Source organism: Wenjunlia vitaminophila DSM 41686, assembly GCF_000380165.1.
In the GTDB taxonomy this organism is placed as follows: Bacteria; Actinomycetota; Actinomycetes; order Streptomycetales; family Streptomycetaceae; genus Wenjunlia; species Wenjunlia vitaminophila.
This window is the reverse complement of the sequence record NZ_KB904699.1, coordinates 1-16,165: the sequence shown is the minus strand read 5'-3', so window position 1 is coordinate 16,165 and position 16,165 is coordinate 1. Positions and strand designations below refer to the sequence as shown.

Annotated in this window: 14 protein-coding genes and 1 pseudogene; 12 read left to right on the top strand and 3 right to left on the bottom strand. The window is 73.0% G+C overall.

Annotation, left to right across the window (positions count from 1 at the left end; translation table 11 throughout):
• The first annotated feature begins 11 nt into the window (after nucleotides 1-11).
• The 3 genes from A3IG_RS0121870 to A3IG_RS0121860 all read left to right on the top strand — a co-directional run bounded on the left by A3IG_RS0121870 (nucleotide 12) and on the right by A3IG_RS0121860 (nucleotide 3,722).
• Nucleotides 12-602, top strand: a complete 591-nt coding sequence (locus tag A3IG_RS0121870) for a CGNR zinc finger domain-containing protein (protein WP_018385726.1) — start codon at nucleotides 12-14, stop codon at nucleotides 600-602.
• A 326-nt stretch (nucleotides 603-928) separates the two neighbouring features.
• Nucleotides 929-3,253 (top strand): HelD family protein, encoded by a 2,325-nt coding sequence (locus tag A3IG_RS0121865; RefSeq protein ID WP_018385725.1) that lies wholly within the window; start codon nucleotides 929-931, stop codon nucleotides 3,251-3,253.
• A gap of 94 nt (nucleotides 3,254-3,347) precedes the next feature.
• The gene (locus tag A3IG_RS0121860) at nucleotides 3,348-3,722 is read left to right on the top strand and encodes a nuclear transport factor 2 family protein (RefSeq protein ID WP_018385724.1); all 375 of its coding nucleotides are present in this window, start codon (nucleotides 3,348-3,350) and stop codon (nucleotides 3,720-3,722) included.
• Nucleotides 3,723-3,773: 51 nt separating this feature from the next.
• On the opposite strand, the gene A3IG_RS0121855 is transcribed toward A3IG_RS0121860, so the two are convergent.
• Nucleotides 3,774-4,319: a flavoprotein gene (locus A3IG_RS0121855; protein WP_026220532.1), complete on the bottom strand. Its 546-nt coding sequence runs from the start codon at nucleotides 4,317-4,319 to the stop codon at nucleotides 3,774-3,776.
• 112 nt (nucleotides 4,320-4,431) lie between these two features.
• Here A3IG_RS0121855 and A3IG_RS0121850 point away from each other — a divergent pair, with 112 nt between their 5' ends.
• Nucleotides 4,432-5,616, top strand: coding sequence for a helix-turn-helix domain-containing protein (locus A3IG_RS0121850; RefSeq protein ID WP_018385722.1), 1,185 nt, complete (start codon nucleotides 4,432-4,434; stop codon nucleotides 5,614-5,616).
• A gap of 270 nt (nucleotides 5,617-5,886) precedes the next feature.
• Nucleotides 5,887-6,411 carry a hypothetical protein gene (locus A3IG_RS34640; protein WP_018385721.1) on the top strand — a complete coding sequence of 175 codons (525 nt, stop codon included), beginning with the start codon at nucleotides 5,887-5,889 and terminating at the stop codon, nucleotides 6,409-6,411.
• A gap of 322 nt (nucleotides 6,412-6,733) precedes the next feature.
• Here A3IG_RS34640 and A3IG_RS0121840 read toward each other — a convergent pair whose 3' ends face one another.
• Nucleotides 6,734-6,937 (bottom strand): cold-shock protein, encoded by a 204-nt coding sequence (locus A3IG_RS0121840; protein ID WP_026220531.1) that lies wholly within the window; start codon nucleotides 6,935-6,937, stop codon nucleotides 6,734-6,736.
• A 270-nt stretch (nucleotides 6,938-7,207) separates the two neighbouring features.
• Between A3IG_RS0121840 and A3IG_RS0121835 the strand changes: the two genes are divergently transcribed.
• Together A3IG_RS0121835 and A3IG_RS0121830 are read left to right on the top strand one after the other, a co-directional pair.
• Complete coding sequence (locus A3IG_RS0121835) at nucleotides 7,208-8,635, top strand: NAD-dependent malic enzyme (protein WP_026220530.1); 1,428 nt, start codon at nucleotides 7,208-7,210, stop codon at nucleotides 8,633-8,635.
• Between the two features lie 285 nt (nucleotides 8,636-8,920).
• Nucleotides 8,921-9,202, top strand: coding sequence for an HU family DNA-binding protein (locus A3IG_RS0121830; RefSeq protein WP_018385718.1), 282 nt, complete (start codon nucleotides 8,921-8,923; stop codon nucleotides 9,200-9,202).
• 319 nt (nucleotides 9,203-9,521) lie between these two features.
• Here the strand turns inward: A3IG_RS0121830 and murA are convergent, their stop codons facing one another.
• Nucleotides 9,522-10,883, bottom strand: coding sequence for a UDP-N-acetylglucosamine 1-carboxyvinyltransferase (gene murA, locus A3IG_RS0121825; RefSeq protein ID WP_018385717.1), 1,362 nt, complete (start codon nucleotides 10,881-10,883; stop codon nucleotides 9,522-9,524).
• A 236-nt stretch (nucleotides 10,884-11,119) separates the two neighbouring features.
• On the opposite strand from murA, the gene A3IG_RS0121820 reads away from it, so the two are divergent.
• The 5 genes and pseudogenes from A3IG_RS0121820 to A3IG_RS34370 form a co-directional block, all read left to right on the top strand.
• Nucleotides 11,120-11,689 carry a YqgE/AlgH family protein gene (locus tag A3IG_RS0121820; protein WP_018385716.1) on the top strand — a complete coding sequence of 190 codons (570 nt, stop codon included), beginning with the start codon at nucleotides 11,120-11,122 and terminating at the stop codon, nucleotides 11,687-11,689.
• A gap of 24 nt (nucleotides 11,690-11,713) precedes the next feature.
• Nucleotides 11,714-12,016 carry a DUF3039 domain-containing protein gene (locus A3IG_RS0121815; RefSeq protein WP_018385715.1) on the top strand — a complete coding sequence of 101 codons (303 nt, stop codon included), beginning with the start codon at nucleotides 11,714-11,716 and terminating at the stop codon, nucleotides 12,014-12,016.
• A 211-nt stretch (nucleotides 12,017-12,227) separates the two neighbouring features.
• Complete coding sequence (locus A3IG_RS0121810; RefSeq protein ID WP_018385714.1) at nucleotides 12,228-13,862, top strand: beta-N-acetylhexosaminidase; 1,635 nt, start codon at nucleotides 12,228-12,230, stop codon at nucleotides 13,860-13,862.
• A 237-nt stretch (nucleotides 13,863-14,099) separates the two neighbouring features.
• Nucleotides 14,100-15,005, top strand: coding sequence for an FAD binding domain-containing protein (locus tag A3IG_RS0121805; protein ID WP_018385713.1), 906 nt, complete (start codon nucleotides 14,100-14,102; stop codon nucleotides 15,003-15,005).
• A pseudogene (locus tag A3IG_RS34370) lies at nucleotides 15,002-16,165 on the top strand (hypothetical protein); the annotation flags it as partial. The gene A3IG_RS0121805 and the pseudogene A3IG_RS34370, both read left to right, overlap by 4 nt.

Genomic DNA, 16,165 nt, shown 5'->3' with positions numbered 1-16,165 from the left:
GAGGAGGGCCCATGCCGACGACCTCCCACGAGCTGCGCTTCGACACCGGGCGCACCTGTCTCGACCTGCTGGCCACCGCCCCGCGGGCCCCCGGCCACGACCCGGTGGAGCGACTGCGCAGCCCACAGCGGCTGCGGGAGTGGCTGGTCCGTTCCGGCCTCGTGCCCCCGGGGGCCGTGGTGCCGGTGGACGACCGGTGGCTGCGCCGGTTCCGGGGCGCCAGGGAACTGCTGCACCGGATCGTGCACGCCGAGCTGGCCGGGGTCGCCGAACCCCGGGACCTGGACCGGCTCGGCCGGCTCTGCCTGCCGCCGCCCCCGCCGCCCCTGCCCCGGCGGGACCAGGACGGGCTGCTGCGCCGCGCCTTCGCCGTCGAGCCGGACTGCGCCGGGCTGCTGTCGCTGGTCGCCAGGGACGCCGTGGCGCTGCTGACCGACCCGCGGACCCGCGCCCGGCTGCGCGAGTGCGCCGGGGAGTCCTGCGACGTGGTGTACGTGGACGCCTCCCGCGGCAGACGTCGGCTGTGGTGCTCCTCCGAGGTGTGCGGCAACCGGGAACGCGTCGCCAGGCACCGTCGCCGCGCCTGCGCGTCACCGGGGTGACGAGCGGCCCCGCCGGACTCGCCCGGGCGCGGCGACGGCACGGGGTGCGTCGGGGAGCCGTTTCGGCTAGCGTGCCTCGTCGCCGCCGGCCGATGGCCCACCACGACCTTTCACCCCTTACGGTGGAGTCCGGACCACTGGGAACCTTCCGGACACGGCTCGCCGTGGAGCGGCCCGGGGGAACGCGTTAGCCTTCTCCGCTGGCCCAGGTCGCCGCCGCCCCGGGACACCCCGCACCCAGGGGCCCGCGGTGGGCCGGCGGCGGGCGGCCCGCGGCGTCGCCGGCGCGGGGCGGGGGACGAAGCACAGCGGAAGGGGGCCGTGGAGTGGCCTTGTCCAACAGCGTTCGGGACGGCGTTCGGGACCGGGAGATCGCCCTGGAACAGGAGCACCTGGACCGGGTCTACCGCCGACTCGAGGAGAAGCTCGACGAGGCCGAGTTCGTCCTCAACGACGCCGCCAAGCGGGTGCAGGTCGGCACGCCGGGCGCGCTGGCCGAGCGGGACGCCCAGGTCTTCCGGGCAGGCATCCACCTGAACCGGCTCAACAGCGAGTTCGAGGACTTCCTGTTCGGCCGCGTGGACCTGCTCGCGGGCCAGGACGCAGAGCGGGGCCCCGACGGGGCGCTGACCTCCACCGAGCCCGCCGGGGACGCCGTGGGCCCGGACGGGCGGGCGGCCGTCGCGGAGACCCTGCACATCGGCCGGCTCGGGGTGCTCGACGCCGACTACGCCCCGCTGGTGATCGACTGGCGGGCGCCGGCCGCCGCCCCGTTCTACCGGGCGACCCCCAAGGAGCCCGGCCGGGTGGTGCGCCGCCGGGTGATCCGCTCCCGGGGACGCCGGGTGCTCGGTGTCGAGGACGACCTGCTCCGGCCGGAACTGCGCGTCACCCTCGACGGCGAGGAGCTGTCGGTGGTCGGCGACGGCGCGCTGATGGCCGCCCTCGGCCGGGCCCGCGGCCACACCATGCGGGACATCGTCTCCAGCATCCAGGCCGAACAGGACGTGGTGATCCGCGCCCCAGCCGGCGGCGTCACCGAGGTCACCGGCGGTCCCGGCACGGGCAAGACCGCCGTCGCCCTGCACCGGGCCGCGTACCTGCTGTACCAGGACCGCCGTCGGTACGCCGGCGGCATCCTGGTGGTCAGCCCCACCCCGCTGCTCGTCGCCTACACCGAGGGGGTGCTGCCCTCGCTGGGCGAGGAGGGGCAGGTGGCGATCCGGGCGGTGGGGTCGTTGGTGGACGGCCTGGCGGCCGACACCTACGACGAGCCCGCGGTGGCCCGGGTCAAGGGGTCGCTCCGCATGGTCAAGGTCCTGCGCAACGCTGCGCGGGGCGTGCTCGAGGGCCCCGCTCCGGGCGCCGGCGGCGGTGCCGAGGCGCTCCGGGTGGTGGCGTTCGGCCGGACGCTGCGCCTGGACGCCGCGGAGCTGGCCGACGTCCGCCGCGCCGCCCTGTCCGGGACCGCACCGGTCAACCTGCTCCGGCCCAGGGCCCGCAGGCTCCTGCTCGACGCGTTGTGGGCGAAGCTGGGCCGGGAACGCGCCCTGACCGACCCCGAGCTGGCCAGACAGGAACGGGCGGCGTTCGACGAGGACGTCACCACGGAACCGGAGTTCCTGGACTTCCTCGCTGCCTGGTGGCCGCCGCTGACCCCGCTGGCGGTGCTGGCCGCGCTGGCCCAGGAACGGCGTCTGGCCCGCTGGGCCCGCCGGGTGCTCAGCCCCGGGGAGGTGCGCCTGGTCGCCCGTTCCCTGCGGCGTCTGACCGGGGGCGCCCGGGCGGGAGCCCCAGGGACCCTCTCGGTGCACGACGTCGCCCTGCTGGACGAGCTGCGGGTGCTGCTCGGTCCTCCGCCGGTGACCACGGTCCGGCGGATCGACCCCCTCGACCAGCTCACCGGGCTCGACGAGGTCACCACCTTCGCCGACCGGCACCTGGGCGGGCGACGGGACTACCGGGAGCGGGAGGCCGAGCGCACCGAGTACGCGCACGTGATCGTGGACGAGGCGCAGGACCTCACCCCCATGCAGTGGCGGATGGTGGGGCGCCGGGGCACCCAGGCCACCTGGACCGTCGTCGGCGATCCCGCGCAGAGCTCGTGGACCGACCCGCAGGAGGCGGCCCGGGCGCGGGACGAGGCGCTGCGCTCCCGTTCCCGGCGCCGGTTCACCCTGACCACCAACTACCGCAACCCGGCCGAGATCGCCGACCTGGCCCGCCGGGTGCTGGCGCTGGCCGCCCCGGGCACCCCGTTCCCGGCGGCGGTGCGGACCACAGGGGCCCACCCGAGGTTCGCCGCCGCCACCGAGGAGTCGCTGGGCGGCGCGGTGCGGGCCGAGGTGACCCGGCTGCTGGCCGAGGTGGACGGCACGGTCGGGGTGGTGGTCGCCATGGACCGCAGGGAACAGGCGGCCACCTGGCTCGACGGCCTCGGGGAACGGGCGGTGGCCCTGGGCAGCCTGGAGGCGAAGGGCCTGGAGTACGACGCCACGGTGGTGGTGGCCCCGTCCGGGATAGCCGCGGAGTCCGCGGCCGGCATGCGGGTGCTCTACGTGGCCCTGACCCGGGCCACCCAGCGGCTCAGTGTGCTGTCCACCCCGGCCGACGACCCCGACGCCGACGGGGTGCCGGCACTGCTGCGGTGACCCCCGGCCCGGTGGCACCCCGGGCCGGGCACCCGCGCGGCGGTGGCCCGACTTGGCCGGTGGCGGTGGGGTGGGCCTCTGATAGAAAGCGGTCATGCAGGAGGAAGAAGCGCAGGCAGCCATCGACACGTTCCTCTCGGCCTTCAACGCGTCCGCGGACGCCTACGTCACCGAGCTACTGGCCCAGGCCCTGACCCCGGACGTCCTCTTCTGGGGTCCGCTGGGGCGCAGCGAGGGCGTGGCGGCGGTCGAGCGCTTCGTCCTGGACATGCGCCGGCACCCGGCAGGACCCGGCACCATGGCGCGTGTCTCGGCGGTTGACGCACCGGGGGAGTGGGCGCGCTACCGCTGGGGGTACACCGCGCCGGGCGACGGCCTCTCGCTGTCCGGCACCGACGTGGTGCACCTGCGGGACGGGAGGATCGACCAGATGATCGTCTTCGCGGGGGACCTCACTGACGCGCGGTGACCGCCCGTGGCCCCGGCGGGAACGGGTCGTCGGCGGGGGTCGAGGGGCGGCTCACCGCGGGGAGCCCAACGCCGAGACGGAGCCCAGCAGCACATTCCACGGGTATTCCTCCGGGTTTCCCCGGCCCGGCTGATTCGGCACGAATCCGTCGGGGCCGTACAGAACCGTTACGCCTGCTTTGCGTAGTCGGCTGACGCTCATTTCGAACTGTGGGTGTTGGGTGAACGCCACATTCACGGACGGCATCGCGCATATCGGAATTCCCTTGCCGATTGCCTCAGCCGCCACCCCGACGACGAAGCTGCTCGTCAGTCCGAGCGCCCATGAATTGATGCTGTTGAACGTTATCGGAGCGAACGCGACAGCATCCGCCGGCGGCCACACGTCCGGATCTCCGGGACTTTTGTACCGCGATCGAACCGGATATCCGGTCAGCTCCCCGAGCGCGGCCAGGTCCGCCGCCAACCAGTCGGCCGCGGTGGGCGTCAACCCCACGCACACCCGCCACCCGTCCGCCTGGGCGAGGCGCACCACTTCCGGATAGGAGAGCACCGGCGGGGCAGCGGAGCCGAAAAGATACAGCACGCGCGAGGTCATGAGGGCAATCTCACCACATGCGTCCACCTGCGGGTCAATGAGAGTTGGAGGCGGAGGCGAACGCTGCTGCTGTGGATAGCGTTCCCGGTGGCTGCAAGGAAGGGAGGCCGGTATGCCCGAACTGGCTGTCGAGCACGTGGGTACTCGCATTGCTGAGTACCGGAAACGTGCCAGGCTGACCCAGCGTGAACTCGCCCAGCGGATTCCGTACTCGTACAGTCTGTTGCACCAGGTCGAACGGGGGCACAAATCCGCAAGCCCCGACCTCGTCTCGGCGGTGGCGAAAGCGCTCCGCGTGGACGTCACGGCCCTGACGGGTCAGCCCTACGTGGCCGAACTCCAGCAGGACCGGCTCGAGGGCATGATCCGACCGATCCGCGAGTCCCTGGACCTCTACGACCTCGGTGCCGACCCGGAGCTGGCACCACGCCCCGTCACCACCCTGGTGTCCGAGGCCGACGACCTGTGCCGCCAGGTGCGCGCCACCCACCTGCACAGGGCCGCGGCGGCTCTGCCCGGGCTGATCGCCGAGATCACCACGGCGGCGTGCCGCACGCCGTGCACCGAGGTGTGGCAGGCGTTGGGCTCCGCCTACCGCACCGCCCACGACGTGGCGGTGAAGCTGGGGTTCTACGACCTGTCCACCATCGCGCTCGACCGCATGGGATGGGCGGCGGAGCGGGCGTCCGACCCGTTGCTCGCCGCGGTGCGGCAGTACATGCGGGCGCTGGTCTACTTCCGCGAGGGCGAGCACACCGTCGGACTGCGCCTGGTGGCGCTCGGCCACGACATGGTCCGCCAGGCGGAGGTCACCCGGGCCTCCCTGGCGGTCGCCGGCCAACTGCACCTGGGCGCGACGGTCATCGCGGCCCGGGCCCGCCGGGCGGACGACGTGCGGACGCACCTGCGCGAGGCGACCGGCCACGCCCGGCGGACCGGGGAGGCCATGCACGTCCACTGGTTGTCCTTCGGGCCGACGAACGTGGCCGTGCACGAGGTGTCGGCAGCCGTGGAGATGCACCAGTACGGACAGGCCCTGGGGAAGGCCGCCAGGATCGCGCTGCCGCACGGGTGGCCGATGTCGAGGCGCTCGCACTTCTACATCGACCGGGCCCGGTCGGAGATGGAGACCGGCCACACCGAGAGCGCCCTGGGCTCGTTGGTCACCGCCCGACGTCTCGCGCCCCAGCAGACCCGGTACCACCCGGGTGCGCGGGAGACCATCAAGGCGCTGCTGCACATGCAGCGGCGCACTCCGGACACCCTGAACCACATGGCTGACTGGATCAACCTGTAGCCCCCGGGCACCCCTACCCACTGTCACCGAACGGTGACAGTTGGGCGGGGTCCCGGTGGTCACCCTGGATCCACAGCGAAGAGGGATGCTGGGGGCTGGAATGACGGAGACCAACACTGGTGTCACCCACGACGCGACCGGCTGCGAGCGGACCGACAGACGGACGTCCCCGTCCGGTCCGCCGCCCGCCGGGACACCCGGGGTCCCGCTCCGGGACGCTCGCGGAGTGGTCGGGCCGAGGGACGTGACCTGGCGCTGGGGGCGGACCCGGTGACCGGTGACGCGGCGCTGCCGGCGGAGTGGATGCCGCCGCACGGTGAGATGGCCACGCCGGTGGCCGCCGGTGTGCACTGGGACGGCGTCAGGGTCGGTGACCCGACCCTGGCCCTCGCGGTGCTGGCGCACCTCGGGCGGAACACGGGAGCGGTGATACAGGACGGGCGCACCGGGGTCAGCTACTGGCTGGTCCGGCCGCGGGCCGCCGACGCCTGGCCGGCGATGCCGGCCGTGTCGGTCCTCGCCCGCGGCGACTTCCTGGCGATCCCGCCCGTCTGGCTCACACACGGCCCCGGACCCCACTGGCGCGTGCCGTACCTGGCCGACTCGTACCTGACACCCCCCGATCTCCTGCGCGGCGCGCTGCGCGCCGCGGTGGAACGGACCGGGGCGCCGGGGGCCGGGGGCGCGGGGACCGACCTCGCCTCGGTGCAACGGGCCCGGCGGGACGCGGCCCTGCGCACCCGGCTCCGGGAGATCAACCACCGCAGCACCACGCGGGAGGTCCGCCCGTGGTGAGGCGTCGCCCCGCGCCCGGCCACGGGCGGAGCGGGGCCGGGTGACCAGGCGTTCTCGACGCCGGACCACGGCTGAGGGCCGGACCTCCCAGGGAGGCTCCGGCCCTCACGCACTGCTTGGGTGACACCGACCCGCCAATGCTCGCCTCTCGGCAAGTGGTCCCTCGAAGGGACTAATGGTTGGGCCCGGGGGCTTGGATCGGGCCGGTGCCACATTCAGGATAACCAATCGTCCCGGAAAGTCATTCCCATGAGCGTGGTCATCCGGCCACGTGTTGCGTCGCCCCGGTCCCACCGGCCCCACCGGCCACAGGGGTGTCACCTCAGACGACCCGGACCCGCTCGGCCTGGGGCCCCTTGCGGCCCTGTGCGATCTCGAACTCCACCCGCTGGGCGTCCTCGAGGCTGCGGTAACCGTCGCCGGTGATGGAGCTGTAGTGAACGAAGACGTCGGGACCGCCGCCCTCCTGGGCGATGAAGCCGTATCCCTTCTCGGCGTTGAACCACTTGACCGTGCCCTGGGCCATGCTCGCCCTGCCCTCTCTGAAGTTCGACATGCGAAGTCCGTTCTGCGAATGTCAGCAGAGCTTATGCCGGTACGCCAGATTTTGTAGGTGTTTCGGGTGTGGTTCGCGCAAAGGAGTGGTAGATGGCGGCTCCAGGTTGTCGGGCGGACGCCGGTGAGGATTCGACCAAGGCTTCGCAAGTTGGTTCGGCCTACCAGTCGGTAAGTGGGACGATCGGTTGTCACCACACATCTGCATGTAGCGTGCAACGAGCAGAAGGAAAGTCGAACCATGGCAACGGCGCCAAGCGTTTCGTATTCGATCACGGTGCGTCTGGAGGTGCCGGCGAGCGGGACGGCAGTCAGCCAGCTCACCACCGCGGTGGAGTCCTCGGGCGGGTCCGTGACCGGCCTCGACGTCACCGCCTCCGGTCACGAGACGCTGCGCATCGACGTCACGCTCGCCGCCTCCTCGACGGAGCACGCCAACCAGATCGTGGAGACGCTGCGCGGCATCGACGGCGTCTCCCTGGGCAAGGTCTCGGACCGCACCTTCCTGATGCACCTCGGTGGCAAGATCGAGATGGCGTCCAAGCACCCCATCCGCAGCCGTGACGACCTGTCCATGGTCTACACGCCGGGCGTGGCCCGGGTCTGCATGGCGATCGCGCGGAACCCCGAGGACGCCAGGCGGCTGACCATCAAGCGCAACTCGGTCGCGGTGGTGACCGACGGCTCCGCGGTGCTCGGCCTCGGCAACATCGGGCCGCAGGCGGCGCTGCCGGTCATGGAGGGCAAGGCCGCCCTGTTCAAGACGTTCGCCGGCATCGACGCCTGGCCCATCTGCCTGGACACCCAGGACACCGACGCCATCGTGGAGATCGTCAAGGCCATCGCCCCGGGCTTCGCCGGGATCAACCTGGAGGACATCTCCGCCCCGCGGTGCTTCGAGATCGAGGAGCGGCTGCGGGAGGCCCTGGACATCCCGGTGTTCCACGACGACCAGCACGGCACCGCCATCGTGGTGCTGGCCGCGCTCACCAACGCGCTGCGGGTGGTGAACAAGAAGATCGAGGACGTGCGGGTGGTGATGTCCGGCGCCGGGGCGGCCGGCACCGCGATCCTGAAGCTGCTGATGGCGGCCGGTGTCGCCCACGCGGTGGTCAGCGACATCCACGGGGTGGTGCACGCGGGACGCCCCGACCTGGTGGGGGCCGACCCGTCCACCGCGCTGCGGTGGATCGCCGACCACACCAACCCGGAGGGCATCACCGGAACCCTGAAGGACGCGGTGCGCGGTGCCGACGTGTTCGTCGGGGTCTCCGCCCCCGACCTGCTGGACGCGGACGACATCTCCGCCATGGCCGACGACGCGATCGTGTTCGCGCTCGCCAACCCGGACCCGGAGGTGGACCCGGTGGTCGCCCGCCGTACCGCCGCCGTGGTGGCGACCGGGCGCAGCGACTTCCCCAACCAGATCAACAACGTCCTGGTGTTCCCCGGCGTCTTCCGCGGCCTCCTGGACGCGCAGAGCCGCACCGTCACCCTCCCGATGATGCTGGCCGCCGCGCGGGCCCTGGCCGACGTGGTGCACGAGGACCAGCTCAACGCGAACTACATCGTGCCGAGCGTGTTCAACGCGGACGTGGCGAAGGCCGTCGCCACGGCGGTCCGCGAGGCGGCCCGGGGCGGCGCGGAGGCGGCGCCACGCGAGTCGTGACCGACTTGCGCGGTAAGCACCCTCTATGGTGGCCTGCGACCGTGTGCCGCGGTCCGGTCGTGCGCACTGTGGTCCGCTGGCGAACTCAGCGCTGTGTCAGGCAGGCCCTGGCACTGTCCAGGTGACTGTCCCGGACACCGGATTGGCTTTCCCGCCCTGGATAAGGGCAGGATTCGTTGTTGGGTGAGAGCCCGTTGCGGCCGACCCGGGCCGGGAAGTGTCCTAAGGCCCTGGCAGCATCAGCTTCAACTCACGCCAATTGGCAAGATGAACACGGGAGTACACATGAACCGCAGTGAGCTGGTGGCCGCGCTTTCCGAGCGCGCCGAGGTGACCCGCAAAGACGCCGACGCCGTATTGGCCGCCTTTGCCGAGGTCGTCGGCGACGTCGTCGCCAAGGGCGACGAGAAGGTCACCATCCCCGGTTTCGTGACCTTCGAGCGGACCCACCGCGCGGCCCGTACGGCGCGGAACCCGCAGACCGGCGACCCGATCCAGATCCCCGCCGGCTACAGTGTGAAGGTCTCCGCCGGGTCGAAGCTGAAGGAAGCGGCCAAGGGCAAGTGACCCGTCAGGACGGGTTCCGCAGATAAAGCAGAAATATGGCGGTCACCCCTTGCGGGGGGCCGCCATATTGCCTGTGGAATTACGTCCTGAGATGTGCGGTGAACATGTCACCACCGCGCGTAGAACGCCGGTTTGCGGTCGGCGGGTCGGCTGTTACCCCGCTTAACCCTCACCGTGCCACTGTGCGCCGACAACACGCCTGCCGGCGGTTAACGGAACACGGTGCTGCCCCGGTGGTGACGGATTTCACTGTGCTCCGTTCGGCCGCCGGCCGCCTCCGGGGGCGCCCTCGGTCGGCCGCCCGGCCGGCGTCAGTGGCTCATCCGGCGACCGGAGCAGCCTGTTTGACGCCCGCACGGCTGTTCGGGAGCTCCACCTGGGCGCCCAGCGCCCTGAGCTTGTGCATGAAGTTCTCGTAGCCCCGGTTGATGAGGTCGATCCCGTGGACCTGGGAGGTGCCCTGGGCGGCCAGCGCGGCGATCAGGTAGGAGAAGCCCCCGCGCAGGTCCGGGATGACCAGGTCCGCCCCCTCGAGCTTGGTGGGGCCCGAGACGACCGCGGAGTGCAGGAAGTTGCGCTGCCCGAACCGGCAGGGGGTGCCGCCGAGGCACTCCCGGTAGACCTGGATGTGCGCCCCCATCTGGTTGAGCGCGCTGGTGAAGCCCAGACGGGACTCGTAGACCGTCTCGTGCACGATGGACAGGCCGCTGGCCTGCGTCAACGCCACCACCAAGGGCTGCTGCCAGTCGGTCTGGAAGCCGGGGTGGACGTCCGTCTCCAGGGCGATGGCGTTGAGCGGCCGGCCGGGGTGCCAGAAGCGGATGCCGTCGTCGTCGACCTCGAAGGCGCCACCGACCTTCCGGAAGACGTTGAGGAAGGTCATCATCTCGAGCTGCCGGGCGCCGCGGACGTAGACGTTGCCCTGGGTGGCCAGCGCGGCGCAGGCCCAGGAGGCCGACTCCAGGCGGTCCGGCAGGGCGCGGTGGGTGTAGCCGTCGAGCGCGTCCACCCCGGTGATCCGGATCACCCGGTCGGTGTCCATCGCGATGATCGCGCCCATCTTCTGGAGCACGCAGATCAGATCGACGATCTCTGGCTCCACCGCGGCGTTGCGCAGCTCGGTGACGCCGTCCGCGAGCACCGCGGTGAGCAACACCTGCTCGGTGGCGCCGACCGAGGGGTACGGCAGCTCGATCTTGGTGCCGCGCAGCCGGTGCGGCGCCTCGAGGTACTGGCCCTCGGGTCGCTTCTCGATGACGGCGCCGAACCGGCGCAGCACGTCGAAGTGGAAGTCGATGGGCCGCCCGCCGATGTCACAGCCGCCGAGTCCGGGGATGAACGCGTGGCCCAGCCGGTGCAGCAGCGGGCCGCAGAACAGGATCGGGATGCGGGAGGAACCGGCGTGCGCGTCGATGTCGGCGACGTTGGCGCTCTCCACGTGGGAGGGGTCGAGGACCAGCTCCCCCGGCTCGTCCCCTGACCTGACGGTGACCCCGTGGAGCTGGAGCAGGCCGCGGACCACGCGGACGTCCCGGATGTCCGGCACGTTGCGCAGCCGACTGGGCCCACTGCCCAGCAGGGCCGCGACCATCGCCTTGGGCACGAGGTTCTTCGCGCCGCGGACATGGATCTCGCCTTCCAGCGGGGTACCGCCGTGGACGAGCAGGACGTCGTCGGTCATGAGTCTCGCGTTCCTGGAGAGGGGCGGGGGACAGGTGCTGCCTCGTTGCCGGGGCGGTCAGGTGCGCCGCGATGGGTCCTCGGTCCGATCAGGGACTGCGGTCCGGGAGAAATGGTAGTGGCCCCGCGGCATCGTCCGACCCGTCCCCTTCGACGGGCCGACCTACCCCGAGACGACCGAAGTACACCCTTTGGTTGCAGTCCCACGATGAGCCCGGATGCGGGATCATGTCTGTCATGACGGAGGTGTCCTCGCTCACCGGTCGGCTGCTCGTGGCGACCCCGGCCCTTGCGGACCCGAACTTCGACCGGGCGGTGGTGCTGCTCCTGGACCACGACGACGAGGGGTCGCTCGGCGTGGTGCTGAACCGTCCCACCCCGGTGGACGTCCAGGACGTCCTGAGTTCCTGGGCCGCCCTCGCCGGGCGCCCCCAGGTGATCTTCCAGGGCGGTCCCGTCGCGTTGGACTCGGCGCTGGCCCTGGCGGTGGTGCCGGGGGGGTCGGTGGAAGGCAACCCGCTGGGCTGGCGGCGCGTGCACGGGGCCATCGGCCTGGTGGACCTGGAGGCGCCGCCCGAGCTGCTCGCGGGAGAGCTCAGCTCGTTGCGGATCTTCGCCGGGTACGCCGGATGGGCGCCGGGGCAGCTCGAGGAGGAGCTGGTGGAGGGCGCCTGGTACCTGGTGGACTCCGAGCCGGGTGACGTGTTCTCGCCGTCCCCCGAGCGGCTGTGGCGGTCGGTGCTGCGTCGCCAGCGCGGTGAGCTGGCGATGGTGGCCACCTACCCCGATGACCCGTCGCTGAACTGAGCGCGGCTGTCTTACCCTGTCAGCATGAGCACTCTGGAACCCCAGCACGAGCGCGGAACAGGTACCGGGACCCTCGTCGAGCCGACGCCGCAGGTCTCGCGCGGTGACGGAGATCACGAGCGCTTCGCCCACTACGTTCAGAAGAACAAGATCATGGAGAGCGCGCTCTCCGGGTCGCCGGTGGTCGCGCTGTGCGGGAAGGTGTGGGTGCCGGGCCGGGACCCGAAGAAGTACCCCGTCTGCCCCATGTGCAAGGAGATCTTCGAATCCATGCCCGCCGGCGGCGGGGACAAGGACAAGAGCGGGAAGGGCGGCAAGAAGGGCTGACCCGTGCCCGTGGCCGGCCGCGGCCGTCCAGGGGCGCACCAGGCCCCCGTGCTCGCTCTCCGGCGCCCGGTCGGTTCCCCGCTGGGGGAGCGGACCGGGCGCGTCGTCGTGTCCCGGCCGGGGCCGTCCCAGCCGGGGCCGTCCCGGCTCCGTTTCCGGCCGGGCCGACCGGCCCCCGGGCCGTGCGGCGCGGTGAAGGGCTGACCGAACCGTGCACCTGCTCCCCGTCCCCCGCACCGCCGCCGCACCCACGGGCGGCGCGGTCCTCCTCGACCGGTCCACCACGGTGCTCACCGCGCCGGGGACCGAGGACACCGGGCAGTGGCTCAGGGAGACGGTCGGCCGGGCCCTGGGGCTGCCCCTGCTCCCCGGGGCCCGCGGGGGCCGGCCCCCGCGGAACGCCGTCCTGCTGCGCACCGATCCCGCCCTGCCGCCCGAGGGGTACCGGCTCACCGTCGCCCGGGACCACGGCGTGGAGATCGCAGGTGGGGGCCCCGCCGGCGTCTTCTGGGGCGCCCAGACCCTGCGCCAGCTCCTCGGCCCTGACGCGTTCCGCCGGGCCCCGGTCCGCCCCGTCGGCCCCAGCAGCCTGCCGGGTGTGACCATCGAGGACGCCCCGCGGTTCCCCTGGCGCGGCACCCTGCTCGACGTCGCCCGGCACTTCGTGCCCAAGGACGGGGTGCTGCGCTGGATCGACCTGATGGCCGCGCACAAGCTCAACGTCCTGCACCTGCACCTGACGGACGACCAGGGCTGGCGGATGGAGGTCCTGCGCCACCCCGGGCTCACGGAGGTGGGCGGCTGGCGGGAACGCTCCATGGTCGGGCACCGCTCCGGCCGGCGCTGGGACGAGCGCCCCCACGGCGGCTACTACACCCAGGCCGACCTGCGGGAGATCGTCGCGTACGCGGCGCTGCGGCACATCACCGTCGTGCCCGAGATCGACCTGCCCGGCCACTGCCAGGCGGCCATCGCCGCATACCCCGAACTCGGCAACCGCGACGTCCTGGACACCGCCGCGCTTGGGGTGTGGACCGACTGGGGGATCAGCGAGAACGTGCTCGCCCCCACCCCGCGGGTGCTGGACTTCTTCCAGGACGTCCTCACCGAGGTGCTCGAGGTCTTCCCGTCCGTCCACGTGCACCTCGGCGGCGACGAGTGCCCCAAGGACCAGTGGCGGCGCTCGGCCACCGCCCGCGCCCGCGCGGCCGAACTCGGCCTCGCCGACGAGGCGGAACTCCAGGGCTGGATGGTCCGTCACTTCGCCGACTGGCTCGCCGCGCGCGGACGCCGCCTGGTGGGGTGGGACGAGATCCTCGACGGCACCGCCGGCGCGCTGCGACGGGACGTCACCATCGCCTCCTGGCGCGGGGCGGAACACGGTGTCGCCGCGGCCAGGGCCGGCCATGACGTGGTGATGTGCCCGGAGGAGGAGGTCTACCTCGACCACCGGCAGGACGAGGGACCGGACGAGCCGATCCCGGTCGGGTACCTGCGCACCCTCCAGGACGTCCACAGGTTCGAGCCCGTACCGCCGGGGCTCACGCCCGACGAGGCACGGCACGTGATCGGGGTGCAGGCGAACGTGTGGACGGAGATGATGGACTCCGTCCGCGCGGTGGACTACATGGCCTTCCCCCGGCTCTGCGCGTTCAGCGAGGTCGCCTGGTCCGACCTGGGACCCGCCGGGGAACGGGACTTCGCCGCGTTCACCGCCCGGATGTCCGAGCACTACCGCAGGCTCGACGCCCTGGGGGTGGAGTACCGCCCGCCGTCCGGCCCCCGGCCCTGGCAGCGTCGTCCGGGAGTGGCCGGCCACCCCCGGCAGCGGCCCCCGATCGTGTGAGCCGGGACCGGACGTACGACGCCCCACGTCCCTTACTGGCACCGTGGAACCCCTGCTGAGCAGCGGAGAAACCCTTGCCGACGATCGAATGATCGGTCTGGGGCGGGTGGTTGGCGCACAACGGACGAATCAACCCTTCGCGGACCCCCGCGATGATCGACCCCGGAGATGTGCCAGAGTTGCCCCGTCCGGGCTGTCAGCACGTACCGTACGGCGGAAGTGGGAAGGGGCAGCGGGGTGAGCACGGTGGGTCAGCAGTTGCAGCAGGCGGTGGTCCTGCCCGCCTCTCTGGACGAGGCGGTGTCGGCCCTGTCCGCCAGACCGGAGGCTGTCCCCGTGGCCGGTGGGACCGACCTGATGGTCGCGGTCAACGCCGGGTTGCTGCGCCCGGCCGCGCTGGTCGGCCTCGGCCGGATCAACGAGTTGCGCGGCTGGCAGTACCAGGACGGACACGCCCTGCTCGGCGCCGGACTGACCCACGCCAGGATGGGACGCCCCGACTTCGCCGCGCTGATCCCCGCCCTGGCGGTGGCCGCCAGGACCGCCGGTCCCACCCAGATCCGCAACGCCGGCACCCTGGGCGGGAACATCGTGAGCGCGGCGCCCACCGGCGACGCCCTGCCCGTGCTCGCCGCGTTGGAGGCCACCGTGCTGCTGGCTGGCCCCGACGGCACCCGGGAAGTGTCGATCAGTCACCTGCTCACCGGAATGGACCCGCTGCGCCCCGGCGAGCTCGTCGCCTTCGTCCGCGTCCCGCTGCTGCACGCACCCCAGACGTTCCTCAAGGCGACCGGCAGGTCGGGGCCGGCACGCGCGGTGGCCTCCGTGGCCGTGGTGCTGGACCCGGCGCGGCGCGCGGTGCGCTGCGCGGTCGGCGCGGTCGCCCCGATGCCGCTGCGCCCGCTGGAGGTGGAGGGCTGGGTCTCCGGCTGCATCGACTGGGACGGCCGACGGTTCATCGACCCCCAGGCGTGCGCCGCGTTCGGGGAGTACGTGGCGGCGGCGTGCGTACCGGCACACGAGCCCTCGGGTGATCCACCAACGCAGGACGGCGCCGCCGCGGCACCGCCGGCCAGCCTGCTCCAACTGCGGCGCACCGTCGCCGTGCTGGCCCGTCGGGCCTTGGGGAGGGCGCTGGCATGACCGATCACGAAGGAACGCCGGGCAACCAGCAGGGTGCCTCGGGCTTCGCCGGGGGGCCCGGGGTGTGGCAGCCGCTGCCCCAGGGCGCCGAGTTCGACGCCGAGGGCACCGCCGCGGTGCCGCTGCCCGACCTCGCCAACCTCCCCGACCTCTCCCACCTGCCGGGTCTCGGTGGCCTTCCGCCGGTACAGAGCCATGACCCACTGGCGGCTCCGGGTCTTTCCGCCGGCGGCGGACCGGCGACCGGTGCGCCAGGGCCCGCCCCGGGGCCACCCGGCCCGCACACGACCGGACGACAGGCGACCGGTCCTGGCACACCCGGGTTCTCCTGGCCCGGCCCGGCGGACCCCGGCCCCGCGGTGGCGTGGGTGTCAGGCGACGGCTACCCGGCGCCCGGTGGTGGGTACCCGTCGCAGTCTGACCGCGCACCCGACGCGTCGCCCCCCGACGCCGCCCACCTGACCGGCCCGTCCGGTCAGGTGGACCACGCCGCCCCGGCGGGCCCGTTCCCCCCGGCCGATCCGTTCCCCCCGCACCACGACGTCGCACCGGGGGAACCGGTGTTCCCGGCCGACGCGTCGCCGCCGTCCGTCCCCGTGCCGCTCACCGACCCGCTGCCCCCGCCGGCGCCGGCTCCGCAGGCTGACCCGGTTCCGCCGGCACCGCTGGGCGACGCGCCCCACCCCGGGGGGGACGACAGTGCCCGGGACACCGTGCCGGACCACTCCGCCGGGGCCGGGCCGGAGGGCCTCCAGACGAGTGGCGGCCCGCTCCAGGACCTCCAGTTCCAGGACCTGCTGCTCCAGGACCCGCTGCTCCAGGACCCCCAGTTCCACGCCCCCGCCCCTGCCCTCCACGCACCGGGGTCCCCGGCCCCGGAGCCCCAGGTCCCGCCGTCCGACGTGCCCTTGACGCAGGGGCCAGCGGCGGGGGGGTTCCCGGCCCCCGTTCCGTCCTTCGCCGACGCGTCCCCGGCAACCAGCCCCACGGCCGACGCCCCCACGGGTGCGGCGCCCGCCGCCGACCAGCCCGCCGCCGACCAGCCCGCCACCGCTACCGACCCCGACCCGGACCCGGACGAGACGCCGGGGCACGTGCCCGGCGAGCAGGGCGCCCCGGGCGCGGCGCCGGAGCAACCCCCCGCGGAGCCGGCCCCCCCC

Excerpts from the sequence above, each read along its gene's own strand:
- A3IG_RS0121870 (WP_018385726.1), top strand. The coding sequence starts at position 12 with ATGCCGACGACCTCCCACGAGCTGCGCTTCGACACCGGGCGCACCTGT.
- A3IG_RS0121860 (WP_018385724.1), top strand. The coding sequence starts at position 3,348 with ATGCAGGAGGAAGAAGCGCAGGCAGCCATCGACACGTTCCTCTCGGCC.
- A3IG_RS0121855 (WP_026220532.1), bottom strand. The coding sequence starts at position 4,319 with ATGACCTCGCGCGTGCTGTATCTTTTCGGCTCCGCTGCCCCGCCGGTG.
- A3IG_RS0121850 (WP_018385722.1), top strand. The coding sequence starts at position 4,432 with ATGCCCGAACTGGCTGTCGAGCACGTGGGTACTCGCATTGCTGAGTAC.
- A3IG_RS0121840 (WP_026220531.1), bottom strand. The coding sequence starts at position 6,937 with ATGGCCCAGGGCACGGTCAAGTGGTTCAACGCCGAGAAGGGATACGGC.
- A3IG_RS0121835 (WP_026220530.1), top strand. The coding sequence starts at position 7,208 with ATGGCAACGGCGCCAAGCGTTTCGTATTCGATCACGGTGCGTCTGGAG.
- A3IG_RS0121830 (WP_018385718.1), top strand. The coding sequence starts at position 8,921 with ATGAACCGCAGTGAGCTGGTGGCCGCGCTTTCCGAGCGCGCCGAGGTG.
- murA (WP_018385717.1), bottom strand. The coding sequence starts at position 10,883 with ATGACCGACGACGTCCTGCTCGTCCACGGCGGTACCCCGCTGGAAGGC.
- A3IG_RS0121820 (WP_018385716.1), top strand. The coding sequence starts at position 11,120 with ATGACGGAGGTGTCCTCGCTCACCGGTCGGCTGCTCGTGGCGACCCCG.
- A3IG_RS0121815 (WP_018385715.1), top strand. The coding sequence starts at position 11,714 with ATGAGCACTCTGGAACCCCAGCACGAGCGCGGAACAGGTACCGGGACC.